Origin of the sequence: Photobacterium sp. 1_MG-2023, assembly GCF_030547945.1 — a bacterium.
Lineage (GTDB): Bacteria > Pseudomonadota > Gammaproteobacteria > Enterobacterales > Vibrionaceae > Photobacterium.
In genome coordinates, this window is record NZ_JAUORR010000023.1 from 66,575 (window position 1) to 79,560 (window position 12,986).

Sequence of the window (12,986 nt, forward strand, 5' to 3'; positions counted from 1 at the left end):
TAGTTGCCGGTATCAGTCTGACCGGATCGTGACCCCATCCAATCCACCACAGCCGGAAGCCGGCCTGTCCATTTTCATCATTAGCCGGAGATCATTGGCCGAGTCAGCATGTGCCAGTGCGTCAAGTTCCTTGATTTTTCCGGTCTGAACCAGCGCGAATAAAGACTGATCAAACGTCATCATGCCGTGATCACGGCCTTTGCTCATGACGGCTTTCAGCGCGTGTAATTCACCACGGCGAATCAGGTCAGAGACTCTGGGGGTGTTCAGCAGGAGTTCGAACGCCGCATGACGCCCTGCGCCGTGTGCATCAGGTATTAATTGCTGCGCCAGAATCCCTTTCAGATTCAGCGATAAATCAAACAGCAGCTGTTCCCGGCGTTCTTTCGGGACCAGATGCAGAATCCGCTCCAGTGCCTGATTAGCATTGTTGGCATGCAGCGTCGCCATACACAGGTGACCGGTTTCTGCAAAATTCAGCGCGTATTCCATGGTTTCCTGATTGCGGATCTCCCCAATCAGAATCATGTCCGGGGCCTGACGCAGGGAGTTTTTCAGCGCGACAGCATAACTTGCCGTGTCCAGCCCGACTTCGCGCTGAGTCACGATGCATCGGTCGTGCTGATGGAGAAATTCAATCGGATCTTCAACCGTCAGAATATGCCCGCTCGAATGACGATTGCGATAACCCGTCAGGGCTGCCATAGAGGTCGATTTTCCGGATCCGGTCGCCCCCACCACCAGAAGCAAACCGCGCTTCGCCATCGCCAGATCTTTCAAGGGTTCCGGCAATGTGAGGGCATCCACATCCGGGATCTGGTTTTCAATCCGCCGGATCACCATGCCGGGTTGCTCCCGCTGCCAGAACGCACTGATCCGGAATCGGCACGCATCCTTCACCAACGCAAAGTTGGCCTCTTTGTGTGTGACAAAGTCCTGCCACTGCGCATCAGTCATCGCCTGCCGACACAGTTGCGTCATCATTGCCGGTGTCAGAACTTCTCCGCAGGCAGACAGCTCGCCATTCACTTTGAGCTGCCCAGACGCCGCCACGGTCAGATAAAGATCAGATGCCTGCCGGGCGACCATCTCCGCCAGCAGCTTATCGAGTGTTATATGCGCTATTCCTGAATCGATCACTGGTCTCAACTCCGTTCCAGCACACGCGCCACTTCATCCGGATCCACCAGGCCCTGAGCCATCAGCCGGTTGACCGCCTGCTCCATGGTTTGCATGCCCATCCCGGCCCCCGTCTGGATCATGGAATACATCTGAGCCACTTTGTCTTCCCGGATCAGATTCCGGATGGCAGGTGTCGCCAGCATAATTTCATGGGCAGCAACCCGGCCACCGCCCGGACACTTCAGCAAAGACTGCGCAATCACGGCACGCAACGATTCAGACAGCATGGAACGCACCATGGCTTTATCGTTCCCGGGGAACACATCAATGATCCGGTCAATGGTTTTCGCCGCCGAACTGGTATGCAACGTTCCCAGAACCAGATGCCCGGTTTCTGCCGCTGTGAGCGCCAGCCGGATCGTTTCCTGATCCCGCAACTCGCCCACCATAATCACATCGGGATCTTCACGCAGTGCTGATCGCAGTGCATTCTGGAAACTGTGGGTATCGCGGTGAACTTCCCGCTGATTGATCAGGCAGCGTTTGCTTTCGTGCACAAATTCCACCGGATCTTCGATCGTCAGAATATGGCGGTTGGTCGTGCTGTTGATGTGATCCACCATGGCAGCAATGGTGGTTGATTTCCCGGAACCTGTCGCCCCCGTCACTAACACAAGTCCACGCTGGCTCTGCGCAATCTGATAAAATACATCGGGCACGCTGAGGGATTCCAGCGTGGGGATATTCACCGGAATCGATCGAAAAACCGCGGCACAACCACGAGACTGACGAAATGCATTCACTCGGAATCGTCCTACGTCTGGCAGCGCAACAGAAAAGTCGACTTCCAGATGTTCTTCATATTCCCGACGCTGTCCGTCGTCCATTATATCCGTAATTAAACGGTGCACAGTTTCGTGCGTGAGTGCTGGAATACTCAACGCCCGGACATCACCATCCACACGGATCATCGGAGAGACGCCTGCCGAGAGGTGCAGATCAGAGGCATTATGCTTTACACTAAAGTCCAGAAGCTCGGTGATATCCATATATTTTCCTTTAAGAATCAATTATGAGTAGTATCAGACAAAACCTTGAAAAGGTCACCCGGGAGATCCGGACAGCCTGTGATAAATGCGGCCGTGATACGGATTCCGTGCAACTGCTGGCCGTCAGTAAAACCAAGCCGATCAGCGCCATTGCCGATGCAATCGCTGCCGGTCAGCGCGCTTTTGGTGAAAACTACGTGCAGGAAGGTGTGGAGAAAATCCAGCACTTCGCTGCCCATTCGCCATCGCTGATCTGGCATTTTATCGGTCCGATTCAGTCCAATAAGACCCGGCTGATTGCCGATCATTTTGACTGGGTTCATTCCGTCGATCGCCTCAAGATTGCCCGGCGGCTCAGTGAACAGCGTCCGGAGCACCTGCCACCGCTGAAGATTCTGCTGCAAGTGAACACCAGCGGAGAAGCCTCGAAGTCTGGTGTCGATTTTGACGAACTGGCCGCACTGGCCACCGAAATCGCAACCTTGCCGAATCTTGCCCTGCGCGGCCTGATGTCGATCCCGGAGAAAGCCGACGACTATGCCAGCCAGTTGGCAGCCTTTACCGCGCTGGCCCAAGCCAGAGACGCATTACAGCAACAATTGCCGGACACCACGCTCGATACCCTGTCGATGGGCATGAGCGGGGACATGGACGCGGCGATAGCTGCGGGCAGCACCATGGTTCGGATCGGCACCGCAATTTTCGGTGCCCGGAATTACGACTAACGCTGCCTGAAACGGCAGCGATTGACTCAATTTTAGAAGGATTTTTTCATGGAACATCGTTCAATCGCATTTATCGGCGCCGGAAACATGGCGCGCTCCATCATTGCCGGGCTGGTTGCCAGTGGCTATCCGGCGAGCCAGATCACAGCGACGGCACCCAGTGCTGAACGCCGTGAACCGCTGGCCCGGGATTACGGCATCCATACCGACAGCGACAATCTCCGTGCAGCCCAGCAGGCTGATGTCGTCGTGCTGGCGGTGAAACCCCAGTTAATGGAAAATGTCTGTCAGCCGCTGCAAAGCATCGATTTCAGCGGGAAACTGGTGATTTCCATTGCTGCCGGGATCTCGGCGGCACGTTTGCAGGAGATGCTGGCGGCACAGGTCAGTCTGGTTCGCGTGATGCCAAACACCCCCTCCCTGATTGGTCAGGGCATGAGCGGCATGTATGCCAATGATGCGGTCAGCGAGGCAGATCGTACCTTTTCCGACAGCTTGATGCGTGCCGTCGGTGAAACCTGCTGGGTCTCGGAAGAATCCGGCATTAACGGCGTGATTGCTGCGGCGGGCAGCGCACCGGCTTATTTCTTCCTGTTCATGGAAGCCATGCAGAATGAAGCCATCCGTCAGGGATTTGATAAAGACACAGCCCGGGCGCTGGTGCAGCAAGCAGCAGCCGGTGCCGCCGGAATGGTCATTGCGAACCCGGAAACAGAGCTGTCGACCCTGCGGGAGCAAGTCACCTCAAAAGGTGGAACCACCGCAGAAGCCATCCGCACATTTAACGAATCGCAACTTAGTGATATCGTAGCCAAAGCCATGCAGGCAGCTGTCAGCCGCGCGCAGGAAATGGAAAAATTATTTTAAGGTAACAATATGAATGCTATTGCTTTTCTAGTCAGCACATTCTTCGACTTATACATTATGGTGGTTCTGCTGCGTTTGTGGCTGCAATGGGCCAGAGCCGATTTTTATAACCCTTTCTCCCAGTTCGTGGTGAAAGCAACTCAGCCGGTAGTGGGTCCGCTTCGCCGTATCATCCCGTCACTGGGATCGCTGGATCTGGCAACCCTGCTGTTTGCCTATGTGCTGACCATTGCAAAATATATTGTGCTGCAACTGGTGCTGACCAACGGTGGTGTGGCATTCAGCCCTGATCTGTTCTGGCTCTCCGGCCTGTCACTGCTGAAAGCTGCGGGTGGCCTGGTCTTCTGGGTGCTGCTGATCCGAGCCATTATGAGCTGGGTCAGCCAGGGACAAAGCCCGATTGAATATGTAATGCATCAACTGACCGAACCGATGACGGCCCCGATCCGACGCGTGATCCCTGCAATTGGTGGCTTGGATTTAAGTGTTCTGGTGCTGTTTATCGGCCTGCACTTCGCCAATATTCTGATGGGCGATATTATCGGTCCAGTCTGGTTCAAGCTGTAAACCCATGGGTGCAGTTACGCAGGAAAAAGCGGATCTGGTGATCCGCTTTTACGTTCAACCCAAAGCCAGCCGGGATCAACTGGTCGGTACGCACGGCGATGAAATCAAAATCGCCATCACGGCGCCACCCGTAGACGGCAAGGCCAACAGCCATCTCATCAAATTTCTGGCGAAACAATTTAAAGTTGCTAAAAGTCAGGTCACGATTGAAAAAGGTGAAACAGGACGTCACAAACAGATTCGGGTTTGCTCTCCGCAGATCATCCCCGAAGTCGTGCGTGCCCTGCTCTGAATCTTTCCCTGAACTGCCGTACCGCAACAAGCCGCTCTATACTTGAATCAATGCCGTAATATCCCTGAAAAGTGTCAGGCTATATCATCAGAGATTTACCGCGACAGAATCATAAGGACAACACCATGAAACAGTTACTGGTTGCTTTGATTGTCCTGTTCAGCATGTCATTTCCTGTGAGTGCCGAACAGTTGAAAAATATCGGTGAACTTGAAGTTCACTACTCAACCTTTCCGTCAACGTTTCTGACGCCGGATGTCGCCAAAGCCTATCGGATTCAGCGCAGCCGCTACTCTGCCCTGATTAACGTCACCGTACTGGATACCAGTGCAGCGGGAAAACCAGCAGTCGCAGCACTGGTTAAAGGCACTGCCCGGAACCTGATCGGGAACCAGAAGGATTTAAATTTCCGTGAGATCCGCGAAGGCGATGCCATTTACTATATTGCCGAACTGACGCATGCCAACGAGGAAAGATTCCGTTTCAATATCGACGTTTCCCGTCAGTCGACCAACGGCAATATCCAGTTTGAACAGACCTATTTCTCAGAATAATCAATTCCCGCCCCCGCACCCCGGATAAAGAAGGGCTGGTCCCTTCTTTTTCTGTCTTTGGCTTTTGCCGTACCAGTGGGTATCATAGCGCCCCAGCTTTTCCCAGACCCACATTCAGGAGTCACCATGAGCAAACTTGTACTCGCCACCGGCAATCAGGGCAAAGTCAGAGAAATGGCGAGCCTGCTGGCTGATTTCGGCTTTGACGTCATCGCGCAGAGCGATCTCAGCGTGTCCGGCGTTGCCGAAACCGGAACAACTTTTATTGAAAACGCGATTATCAAGGCACGTCATGCCGCCCGAGAAACCGGCCTGCCTGCAATTGCAGATGACTCTGGCTTGGCAGTCGACGCCCTGAAAGGTGCCCCCGGCATTTATTCTGCCCGCTATGCCGGAGAAGACGCGAGCGACCAGCAGAATCTAGACAAACTCCTGGAAGCGATGAAAGACGTGCCGGCGTCCGATCGGACCGCACGTTTTCACTGCGTGCTGGTGATGATGCGCCATGCTGACGACCCGACGCCACTGATCTGCCATGGCACCTGGGAAGGACGAATTCTGACCGACGCTCAGGGTGACAACGGTTTTGGCTATGATCCGGTTTTCTGGGTGCCTGAAGACAACTGCGCGTCTGCCCAGCTGGCACCAGCGCGTAAGAAACAACTGTCCCACCGGGGCAAAGCGTTGCAACAGCTGTTTGCCGCGCTGAAGGAAGCCTGATGCTGATCCCACCGCCACTGAGCCTGTATGTCCACATCCCCTGGTGTGTACAAAAGTGCCCGTACTGCGATTTCAACTCGCATGCGCTGAAAGAAGCGATCCCGGAACTGGATTACATTGACGCGCTGCTTGATGATCTCGACATCGATCTGGCCCGCTTTGGCCTGACATCACAGCAACGTCCGCTGCATTCTATTTTTATCGGCGGGGGGACGCCCAGCCTGATTTCAGCACCGGAGATCAAGCGATTGCTGTCTGGCATTCAGGCCCGGATCCCGTTCAGCGATCACATCGAAATCACCATGGAAGCGAATCCGGGCACCGTTGAAGCCGGGCGTTTTCAGGCCTACCGTGAGGCCGGAGTCAACCGGATTTCCATTGGGGTGCAAAGCTTTCAGGATGAAAAACTCAAGCGACTGGGCCGCATCCACGGCTGTGAGGAAGCGGTGCGTGCTGCCGGGCTTGCTCAAGAAGCCGGGCTGAACAGTTTTAATCTGGATCTGATGCATGGCCTGCCGGATCAGAGCGTCGCCGATGCCATTGGCGACCTGAAACAGGCCATCGCACTGGATCCGCCGCATCTGTCATGGTATCAGCTGACGATCGAACCCAATACCCTGTTCTACTCCAAGCCGCCGACGTTACCCGACGATGATGACTTATGGGACATCTTCGAGCAGGGTCATGCGCTCCTGAGCGCAGCAGGCTATGAACAGTACGAAATTTCCGGCTACAGCAAACCGGGCAAGCAATGTCAGCATAACCTGAACTACTGGCGGTTTGGTGACTATCTGGGCATTGGCTGTGGTGCGCACGGCAAAGTCAGCTTTGCAGATGGCACCATCACCCGTACGGTAAAAGTGAAGCATCCGCGCGGCTATCTGAATCCGCAGAAAGCTTATCTGGATCAGGAAACACAGGTTGCCGACACCGAGCGGCCATTTGAGTTCTTTATGAACCGTTTCCGCTTGCTGGAAGCCTGTCCGAAGCAGGATTATGTGGAACGGACCGGCCTGCCGCTGGACAGCATCCGTCAGCCGATAGCCTGGGCACTGGAGAAGCAGTATCTGGTGGATCAGGGCGATCACTGGCAGATCACGGAGCAGGGAAAACTTTTCCTCAATGATCTGCTGGCAGCTTTTGTCGCCGAAGACGAAGAAGCCTGAGTCATCCCTTTGCTGGCAGCGTGTTGCCAGCAAAGGCGACATTGATTTCAGAAAATAGAGCGGCCGATCCGTTCGGCCAGCAATTCCAGCGCTGCCGTTCCGGCCACAGAGTTACCGGAAGCATCCAGCTCCGGCGACCAGACAGCAATCGACATCTCACCCGGCACAATCGCGATAATCCCGCCACCAACTCCGGATTTCCCCGGCATACCGACCCGGTAAGCAAACTCACCTGCACCGTCATACAAACCACAGGTTGCCAGTAACGCATTGATCTGTTTACTCTGCGTCGGCGAAATCAGCGGCGTGGCAGCACACAGCGGCTGCCCCTGATTGGCCAGGTAGCTGAAGGTCCGGGCCAGATCCACACAGCTCATTTTCAGCGCGCAATAACCAAAGTAGTTCCCCAGCACAGGCACCACTTCATTCTTAAAATTGCCGAAGGAGCGCATCAGATAGGCAATCGCGGCATTGCGATCGCTGTGCTGCATTTCAGAGGCAGCGACATCTTTGTCGTAAACCACATTCGGATTACAGGCCAGCATCCGCACCAGTTCCAGCATCCGGTACTGCGGCGCAGAAAGGCGGCTGTGCAGCAAATCCGACACCACCAGCGCTCCGGCGTTGATAAAGGGATTGCGGGGAATTCCCTGCTCCATTTCCAGCTGGATCATGGAATTAAATGCATGGCCGGAAGGCTCTTTCCCCACTCTCGACCAGATTTCATCCGCTTCGTACAGCGTCATCGCCAGTGTCAGGCTCAGAACTTTGGATATCGACTGAATCGAAAACCCGACATCGCTGTCACCGGCCTGAATCACTTCACCGTCGTTATAGCACACGGCGATACCCAGTCGGCTTGCCGGAACTTCGGCCAGTGCCGGAATATAATTGGCGACTTTACCCTGCCCAATTAACGGCCGGACTTCATCCAGAATTTCATTCAGCAACTGCTCACTTGGCTTCATTCACTGTCTCCAGAGGACAAAAAAGCCAACGCAGAGGCTGGCTTTTCAGAGAAATCATGTTCAACGGATCAATATCTTATTCGATATTCACCCCGAATGGCTATGAACCATAGCACATTATTCTGTACGGGCGAACTTCATATCCCATACACCGTGACCCAGACGGTGGCCACGGGCTTCGAATTTGGTCAGCGGACGTTCTTCAGGACGCGGGATGTAATCCCCGTCAGTGGCCGTGTTCTCATAGCCCGGTGCAGCATTCATCACTTCAACCATATGCTCGGCATAGTTTTCCCAGTCTGTTGCCATATGGAAAATACCGCCGATTTTCAGCTTCTTACGCACCATTTCGACAAAAGCAGGCTGAACAATACGACGCTTATGATGGCGTGCTTTGTGCCATGGGTCCGGGAAGAACAGCTGCACCGTATCCAGGCTGCCGTCCGGAATCATGTGTTCAAACACTTCCACCGCATCGTGACACATCACCCGCAGATTCTTCAGCGATGCAGCTTCTGCACCCATCAGGCAGGCACCCACGCCCGGACTGTGGACTTCAATCCCGACAAAGTTTTTCTCCGGGGCATTGCTCGCCATCTCGACCAGAGACGCACCCATGCCAAAACCGATTTCCAGCACCACATGACCTTCACGACCGAACACGTCAGTCCAGTTCAGGGCTTGCTGTTCAAAGTCGATGCCCATCTCTGGCCAGTTGTTTTCCAAAGCCAGTTGCTGACCCTTGGTTAAACGGCCTTCACGACGGACGAAACTGCGAATTTTACGAACCAGTTTTCCGTCTTCATTGAATTCAGACAGAGTGACTTCAGCGTTCGTTCTCGATTCTTGGCTCATGGGTCCTTACCTAACAGTAGAATGTGTAATTCAGATACCAAACTGAAGAGCAGGCTGTCGGCCAACCGGAATGCTCTTTAGTTTGGTATAAATGGATCCGGCATTATCCAAAGTTCACGGCGGAGTGCAAGTGCCGTCTTCGCATTGAAGCCAGCCCCGGAATGTGGTGCAATCGTCACCGCAATGTCGGCCGGATGGTCAACTCAAAGAAAACAGACACAGAGTCGCGTATCAACCATCGCGCGACAACCTGACTCAAGTCGAAGAATATCAATGCACTGCGGCATTCAGATGATGAGATTCATGCTGAGACGCTGCCAGAACTATCGCGCTGTGAAGATAATTTTATGAAGCAATTTCCCTTGCCACCTGAAACCTTTCAGGATCGTCTGATCCAATGGCAACAAACCCATGGCCGCCATGATTTGCCCTGGCAGCAAAATCCAACCCCTTACCGGGTACTCGTTTCCGAAATCATGCTTCAGCAAACCCAGGTCGCTACGGTTATCCCCTACTTTGAACGCTGGATGGACAGCTTCCCGACCATCGAAGCACTGGCCGCCGCCACCGAAGATGACGTGATGAACCACTGGCAGGGGCTGGGTTATTACTCCCGTGCCCGCAATCTGAGAAAAGCCGCCCTGTATGTCACCCATGAATGTGCAGGTGAGTTTCCGGCGCAGGTGGATCAGTTGCTGAAGATTCCGGGTGTCGGCCGCTATACCGCCGGAGCCATTGCTTCATTTGCCTACAACACCTACGGTCCGATTGTCGACGGCAACGTCAAACGTCTGTTCTGCCGTTTCTTTGGTATCGAAGGCGTGCCGGGCACCACTCAGGTCGACAAACAGCTCTGGCACCATGCCGAGCAATTTACCCCGCAGCAAAACAACCGGGCGTTTGCGCAGGGGCTGCTCGACATGGGCGCAACCGTCTGTAAACCGAAAAATCCGGCCTGCGATGACTGTGCCTTTCAGGACAACTGTATTGCCTTCAATACCGACCGCGTTGCAGCGTTGCCGACACCCAAACCGAAAAAAGTCGTCCCGACCCGTCCCGGCCAGTTTCTGTGGATCGAATCAGACGGTCAGTTACTGCTGGAAAAGCGGGAAGAGAATGGCATCTGGGGCGCGCTCTGGTGCCTACCGCAAATCTATCTGGAACCCGAACAGCTCGGAGACCATGTGGAACTCAAAGGCACCTTCAAACATACCTTCACCCATTACAAACTGAACGCCAGCGTCTGGTCGGTGGATCGCCTGAGCGATCAGACCGGCAACCAGCAGTGGTTTGCCATGGATGCCCTGAGTGATTTAGGCCTGCCGACGCCCATTCGTAAATTTATTGAAAAACGCGTCTGAGGCAATACGGCAACAGACTCAAAGGAGAGGTGACACCTGAGTGTCATCTCTGTGAGATTCACGGATAGGTCTTGGCTGATTCCACCGTTTCAGCCTGATGGCTGATTGTTCACGTCCATACTCGCTGGCATGCTTACAGATACGCTTGCGGACAGATGAGCAAACAAGTCTGAGAACGATGTAATCACATTGTCTCTTTGCTCCGTGTCGTACACGCGTACCAATCCCAATGCGATTGCTGTCTGAAGAGCCATCTCCCCACTGAGCAACGCGGCGTAAACCGTATCGGGAAGCAGCAATACAGCTTCCCCCGCCTGTGCGGGCTCTGTATGGTAAGTGGCAACCGCACCGGACGGATTGAACCGCATCCAGGCGCCGCTCTGCGTCAGCAGAACCGTCAACGGCACCCCACCGTATCGCGTAGCATCCATGCGCTGATAGCGATACGTCATCATATACGTGTGTGCAATTGCTTTTTGCCGGACACGCTCAAGCGCCGCACGCTTTGCGGTTCGTTCTTCAGGTAAGGGGGCAATCTGTCCCGATTCAATCGCGCGGTACGTTGCGACAGCGATTGGGATCGAGCCACGGTGATCCACTGAAAATCCCAGATCAATCAGCTCTAAAGAACAAGCTATGGCAGACGGTAAGTACCATAAGCCAAACACGATGCTGGCAAAACCTGCCCGATATCTACTGAATTTTCGTGTGCACCCATGCATTTCCTGATTCTCCACACCGTGAGACCATCGGACCGCCTGACCTCCCACACCATTGATCAACACCGCTCTGCAGCCAATAAAGCCGATACCTTTCCTCAGTGTAGACGACAGAGCATCGGGCCAGAAAACCAAGGCTGAGGCAGATCCTGCACGCAACAAGCTTGAATCCCGCAGGCAGAAACAGGAAACTAGCCCCAGACATTCGATTCAGGCAGCCATGCAGGCTGCCCTCTAATCAAGATTGAGGATCCCATGAGCCGTACTGTATTTTGTGCCCGACTGAAAAAAGAAGCCGATGGTCTGGATTTCCAGCTGTATCCGGGTGAACTGGGGAAGCGTATTTTCGACAATATTTCGAAAGAAGCCTGGGCTGAATGGCAAAGCAAGCAAACCATGCTGATCAATGAGAAAAAACTGAACATGATGGATCCGGAGCACCGTAAGCTGCTGGAAACGGAAATGGTGAAATTCCTGTTCGAAGGTCAGGACGTGATCATCGACGGTTACACACCGCCAAGCGAGTGATCCCTGTGTGCGCCAGACGCGTGCATGAACATCACGTTCTCAGGTTCCGGTGAGCAAAAAGCATACCGCGGCCCGACAGAAAATGACATCATTTGCCCAAACGCAAGCGATGTCATTTTTTTATATGCAGAACATGAAGAAAGCACTCCTCCTTGCCACCCTGACACTACTGCTCAGTGGCTGTAGCCGTGAACTGGTTGAGAAGGTCTATAAAGTTGATTACGCCCCAACCAACCGGTTTGCCCAAAATCTGGCACCATTACCCGGCCAGTTCACCAAAGATACTGCGGCGCTGGACCGCCTGATCCATACCTTCAGTGGTCAGGTGAAACAACGCTGGGGCAACGACAACGTCCTGATGGCCAGCAAGCGTCATTACGTCAAATACACCGATGGCTATCAGAGCCGGGCACATGTCGATTTTGACAAAGGTCTCGTCACCATCGAAACCGTTGCCACCACCAATCCCAAACAGCATCTGATCGATGCCATTGCAACAACCCTGCTGACCCCTGCCGATCCGGCGGAAGTCGATCTGTACTCCGCGCAGGATTTTGCCCTGTCCGGCAGCCCTTTCCTGCTCGGACAGGTGCTGGATCAGGATGGTAAATCCATCGAGTGGTCCTGGCGGGCCAAACGTTATGCGGAATATCTGGTCAATCATCAGATGAAAACCAAAAAAGTCCGTTTTCAGAATGCCCACTATGTGGAAATTCCCATGGTGGCCGACCATGTCAGCAAACGAAGCTACAAGTATGCGGATATTGTGCGTGAGGCCTCTCGACGCTATGGCATCAAAGAAGATCTGATCTACGCCATCATCAAAACCGAGAGCAGCTTTAACCCCTATGCCGTGAGCCCGGCCAATGCGTATGGTCTGATGCAGGTCGTCCCGAAAACAGCAGGTGCCGATGTGTTTAAGCTAGTGAAAAAGCGCTCGGGACAGCCGTCACCGCAATATCTGTTTGATCCGGCCAAAAACATTGATACCGGCACAGCCTATTTCTACCTGCTGCAGAACCGGTATCTGAAAGATGTCCGCAATCCGCTCTCGCTGCATTACAGCATGATTTCGGCGTACAACGGTGGCACCGGCGGTGTACTCAACACTTTCCACAAAGATCGCAAGCGCGCCATGCAGGACCTGAATCGACTGCAACCGAATCAGGTGTACTGGGCACTGACCAACAAGCATCCCAAAGGGGAAGCCAGACGTTATCTGGAGAAAGTGACCAACTTCCAGAAAGAGTTTAACAACGGAAAAATCTGAACCAAAGTAAAGACTTTGCTGGATTTGAAACGAATATTGCTGCTCGCCGCCGCATAACGGACAAAAAGCGAGCAAGCGATCGCGAAAGGTCGTTTTTTCTGGAAAAAGGTATTGACGATGAGGGCCAAAACCCGTTTAATAGCGCTCCGTTGCCTCGATAGCTCAGTCGGTAGAGCAGAGGATTGAAAATCCTCGTGTCGGTGGTTCGATTCCGCCTCGAGGC

15 protein-coding genes and 1 tRNA gene are annotated in these 12,986 nt (G+C 53.8%); 11 read left to right on the plus strand and 5 right to left on the minus strand.

Features of this window, described 5'->3' with window-relative positions; translation table 11 throughout:
- Positions 1–12: 12 nt before the first annotated feature.
- Positions 13–1,116 (minus strand): PilT/PilU family type 4a pilus ATPase, encoded by a 1,104-nt coding sequence (locus tag Q4579_RS17670; protein WP_303566013.1) that lies wholly within the window; start codon positions 1,114–1,116, stop codon positions 13–15.
- 29 nt (positions 1,117–1,145) lie between these two features.
- Positions 1,146–2,171: a type IV pilus twitching motility protein PilT gene (locus Q4579_RS17675; RefSeq protein WP_303565992.1), complete on the minus strand. Its 1,026-nt coding sequence runs from the start codon at positions 2,169–2,171 to the stop codon at positions 1,146–1,148.
- A gap of 23 nt (positions 2,172–2,194) precedes the next feature.
- Between Q4579_RS17675 and Q4579_RS17680 the strand changes: the two genes are divergently transcribed.
- The 7 genes from Q4579_RS17680 to hemW all read left to right on the plus strand — a co-directional run bounded on the left by Q4579_RS17680 (position 2,195) and on the right by hemW (position 7,062).
- A complete protein-coding gene (locus Q4579_RS17680; RefSeq protein ID WP_303565993.1) occupies positions 2,195–2,896 on the plus strand; it encodes a YggS family pyridoxal phosphate-dependent enzyme in 702 nt (233 codons plus the stop codon).
- A gap of 48 nt (positions 2,897–2,944) precedes the next feature.
- On the plus strand, positions 2,945–3,763 hold the full coding sequence (proC, locus tag Q4579_RS17685; RefSeq protein ID WP_303565994.1) for a pyrroline-5-carboxylate reductase: 819 nt from the start codon (positions 2,945–2,947) through the stop codon (positions 3,761–3,763).
- A gap of 9 nt (positions 3,764–3,772) precedes the next feature.
- Positions 3,773–4,330, plus strand: a complete 558-nt coding sequence (locus Q4579_RS17690) for a YggT family protein (protein ID WP_303565995.1) — start codon at positions 3,773–3,775, stop codon at positions 4,328–4,330.
- A gap of 4 nt (positions 4,331–4,334) precedes the next feature.
- Positions 4,335–4,622 (plus strand): DUF167 family protein YggU, encoded by a 288-nt coding sequence (yggU, locus tag Q4579_RS17695; protein WP_303565996.1) that lies wholly within the window; start codon positions 4,335–4,337, stop codon positions 4,620–4,622.
- A 125-nt stretch (positions 4,623–4,747) separates the two neighbouring features.
- Positions 4,748–5,176: a DUF4426 domain-containing protein gene (locus tag Q4579_RS17700; protein WP_303565997.1), complete on the plus strand. Its 429-nt coding sequence runs from the start codon at positions 4,748–4,750 to the stop codon at positions 5,174–5,176.
- 126 nt (positions 5,177–5,302) lie between these two features.
- A complete protein-coding gene (locus tag Q4579_RS17705; RefSeq protein ID WP_303565999.1) occupies positions 5,303–5,896 on the plus strand; it encodes an XTP/dITP diphosphatase in 594 nt (197 codons plus the stop codon).
- A complete protein-coding gene (gene hemW, locus Q4579_RS17710) occupies positions 5,896–7,062 on the plus strand; it encodes a radical SAM family heme chaperone HemW (RefSeq protein ID WP_303566001.1) in 1,167 nt (388 codons plus the stop codon). Before Q4579_RS17705 ends, hemW begins: the two co-directional genes overlap by 1 nt.
- A 47-nt stretch (positions 7,063–7,109) precedes the next feature.
- Here the strand turns inward: hemW and glsB are convergent, their stop codons facing one another.
- Positions 7,110–8,030: a glutaminase B gene (glsB, locus tag Q4579_RS17715; RefSeq protein ID WP_303566003.1), complete on the minus strand. Its 921-nt coding sequence runs from the start codon at positions 8,028–8,030 to the stop codon at positions 7,110–7,112.
- Between the two features lie 117 nt (positions 8,031–8,147).
- Positions 8,148–8,885 carry a tRNA (guanosine(46)-N7)-methyltransferase TrmB gene (trmB, locus tag Q4579_RS17720; RefSeq protein WP_303566004.1) on the minus strand — a complete coding sequence of 246 codons (738 nt, stop codon included), beginning with the start codon at positions 8,883–8,885 and terminating at the stop codon, positions 8,148–8,150.
- Between the two features lie 347 nt (positions 8,886–9,232).
- Here trmB and mutY point away from each other — a divergent pair, with 347 nt between their 5' ends.
- Positions 9,233–10,246 (plus strand): A/G-specific adenine glycosylase, encoded by a 1,014-nt coding sequence (gene mutY, locus Q4579_RS17725; RefSeq protein ID WP_303566005.1) that lies wholly within the window; start codon positions 9,233–9,235, stop codon positions 10,244–10,246.
- An 89-nt stretch (positions 10,247–10,335) separates the two neighbouring features.
- Here the strand turns inward: mutY and Q4579_RS17730 are convergent, their stop codons facing one another.
- Entirely contained in the window at positions 10,336–11,127 is a 792-nt protein-coding gene (locus Q4579_RS17730) for a hypothetical protein (RefSeq protein WP_303566007.1), read from the minus strand.
- A gap of 93 nt (positions 11,128–11,220) precedes the next feature.
- Here Q4579_RS17730 and Q4579_RS17735 point away from each other — a divergent pair, with 93 nt between their 5' ends.
- From Q4579_RS17735 to Q4579_RS17745, 3 genes are all read left to right on the plus strand, one after another.
- Complete coding sequence (locus Q4579_RS17735) at positions 11,221–11,493, plus strand: oxidative damage protection protein (protein WP_046220520.1); 273 nt, start codon at positions 11,221–11,223, stop codon at positions 11,491–11,493.
- Positions 11,494–11,626: 133 nt separating this feature from the next.
- A complete protein-coding gene (mltC, locus tag Q4579_RS17740; protein WP_303566008.1) occupies positions 11,627–12,763 on the plus strand; it encodes a membrane-bound lytic murein transglycosylase MltC in 1,137 nt (378 codons plus the stop codon).
- Between the two features lie 151 nt (positions 12,764–12,914).
- Positions 12,915–12,986: transfer RNA gene (locus Q4579_RS17745), tRNA-Phe, on the plus strand.

Coding starts and splice junctions, on each gene's coding strand:
- Q4579_RS17700 (WP_303565997.1), top strand. CDS start 4,748: ATGAAACAGTTACTGGTTGCTTTGATTGTCCTGTTCAGCATGTCATTT.
- glsB (WP_303566003.1), bottom strand. CDS start 8,030: ATGAAGCCAAGTGAGCAGTTGCTGAATGAAATTCTGGATGAAGTCCGG.
- mltC (WP_303566008.1), top strand. CDS start 11,627: ATGAAGAAAGCACTCCTCCTTGCCACCCTGACACTACTGCTCAGTGGC.
- Q4579_RS17675 (WP_303565992.1), bottom strand. CDS start 2,171: ATGGATATCACCGAGCTTCTGGACTTTAGTGTAAAGCATAATGCCTCT.
- hemW (WP_303566001.1), top strand. CDS start 5,896: ATGCTGATCCCACCGCCACTGAGCCTGTATGTCCACATCCCCTGGTGT.
- trmB (WP_303566004.1), bottom strand. CDS start 8,885: ATGAGCCAAGAATCGAGAACGAACGCTGAAGTCACTCTGTCTGAATTC.
- mutY (WP_303566005.1), top strand. CDS start 9,233: ATGAAGCAATTTCCCTTGCCACCTGAAACCTTTCAGGATCGTCTGATC.
- yggU (WP_303565996.1), top strand. CDS start 4,335: ATGGGTGCAGTTACGCAGGAAAAAGCGGATCTGGTGATCCGCTTTTAC.
- Q4579_RS17705 (WP_303565999.1), top strand. CDS start 5,303: ATGAGCAAACTTGTACTCGCCACCGGCAATCAGGGCAAAGTCAGAGAA.
- Q4579_RS17680 (WP_303565993.1), top strand. CDS start 2,195: ATGAGTAGTATCAGACAAAACCTTGAAAAGGTCACCCGGGAGATCCGG.
- Q4579_RS17690 (WP_303565995.1), top strand. CDS start 3,773: ATGAATGCTATTGCTTTTCTAGTCAGCACATTCTTCGACTTATACATT.
- Q4579_RS17735 (WP_046220520.1), top strand. CDS start 11,221: ATGAGCCGTACTGTATTTTGTGCCCGACTGAAAAAAGAAGCCGATGGT.
- proC (WP_303565994.1), top strand. CDS start 2,945: ATGGAACATCGTTCAATCGCATTTATCGGCGCCGGAAACATGGCGCGC.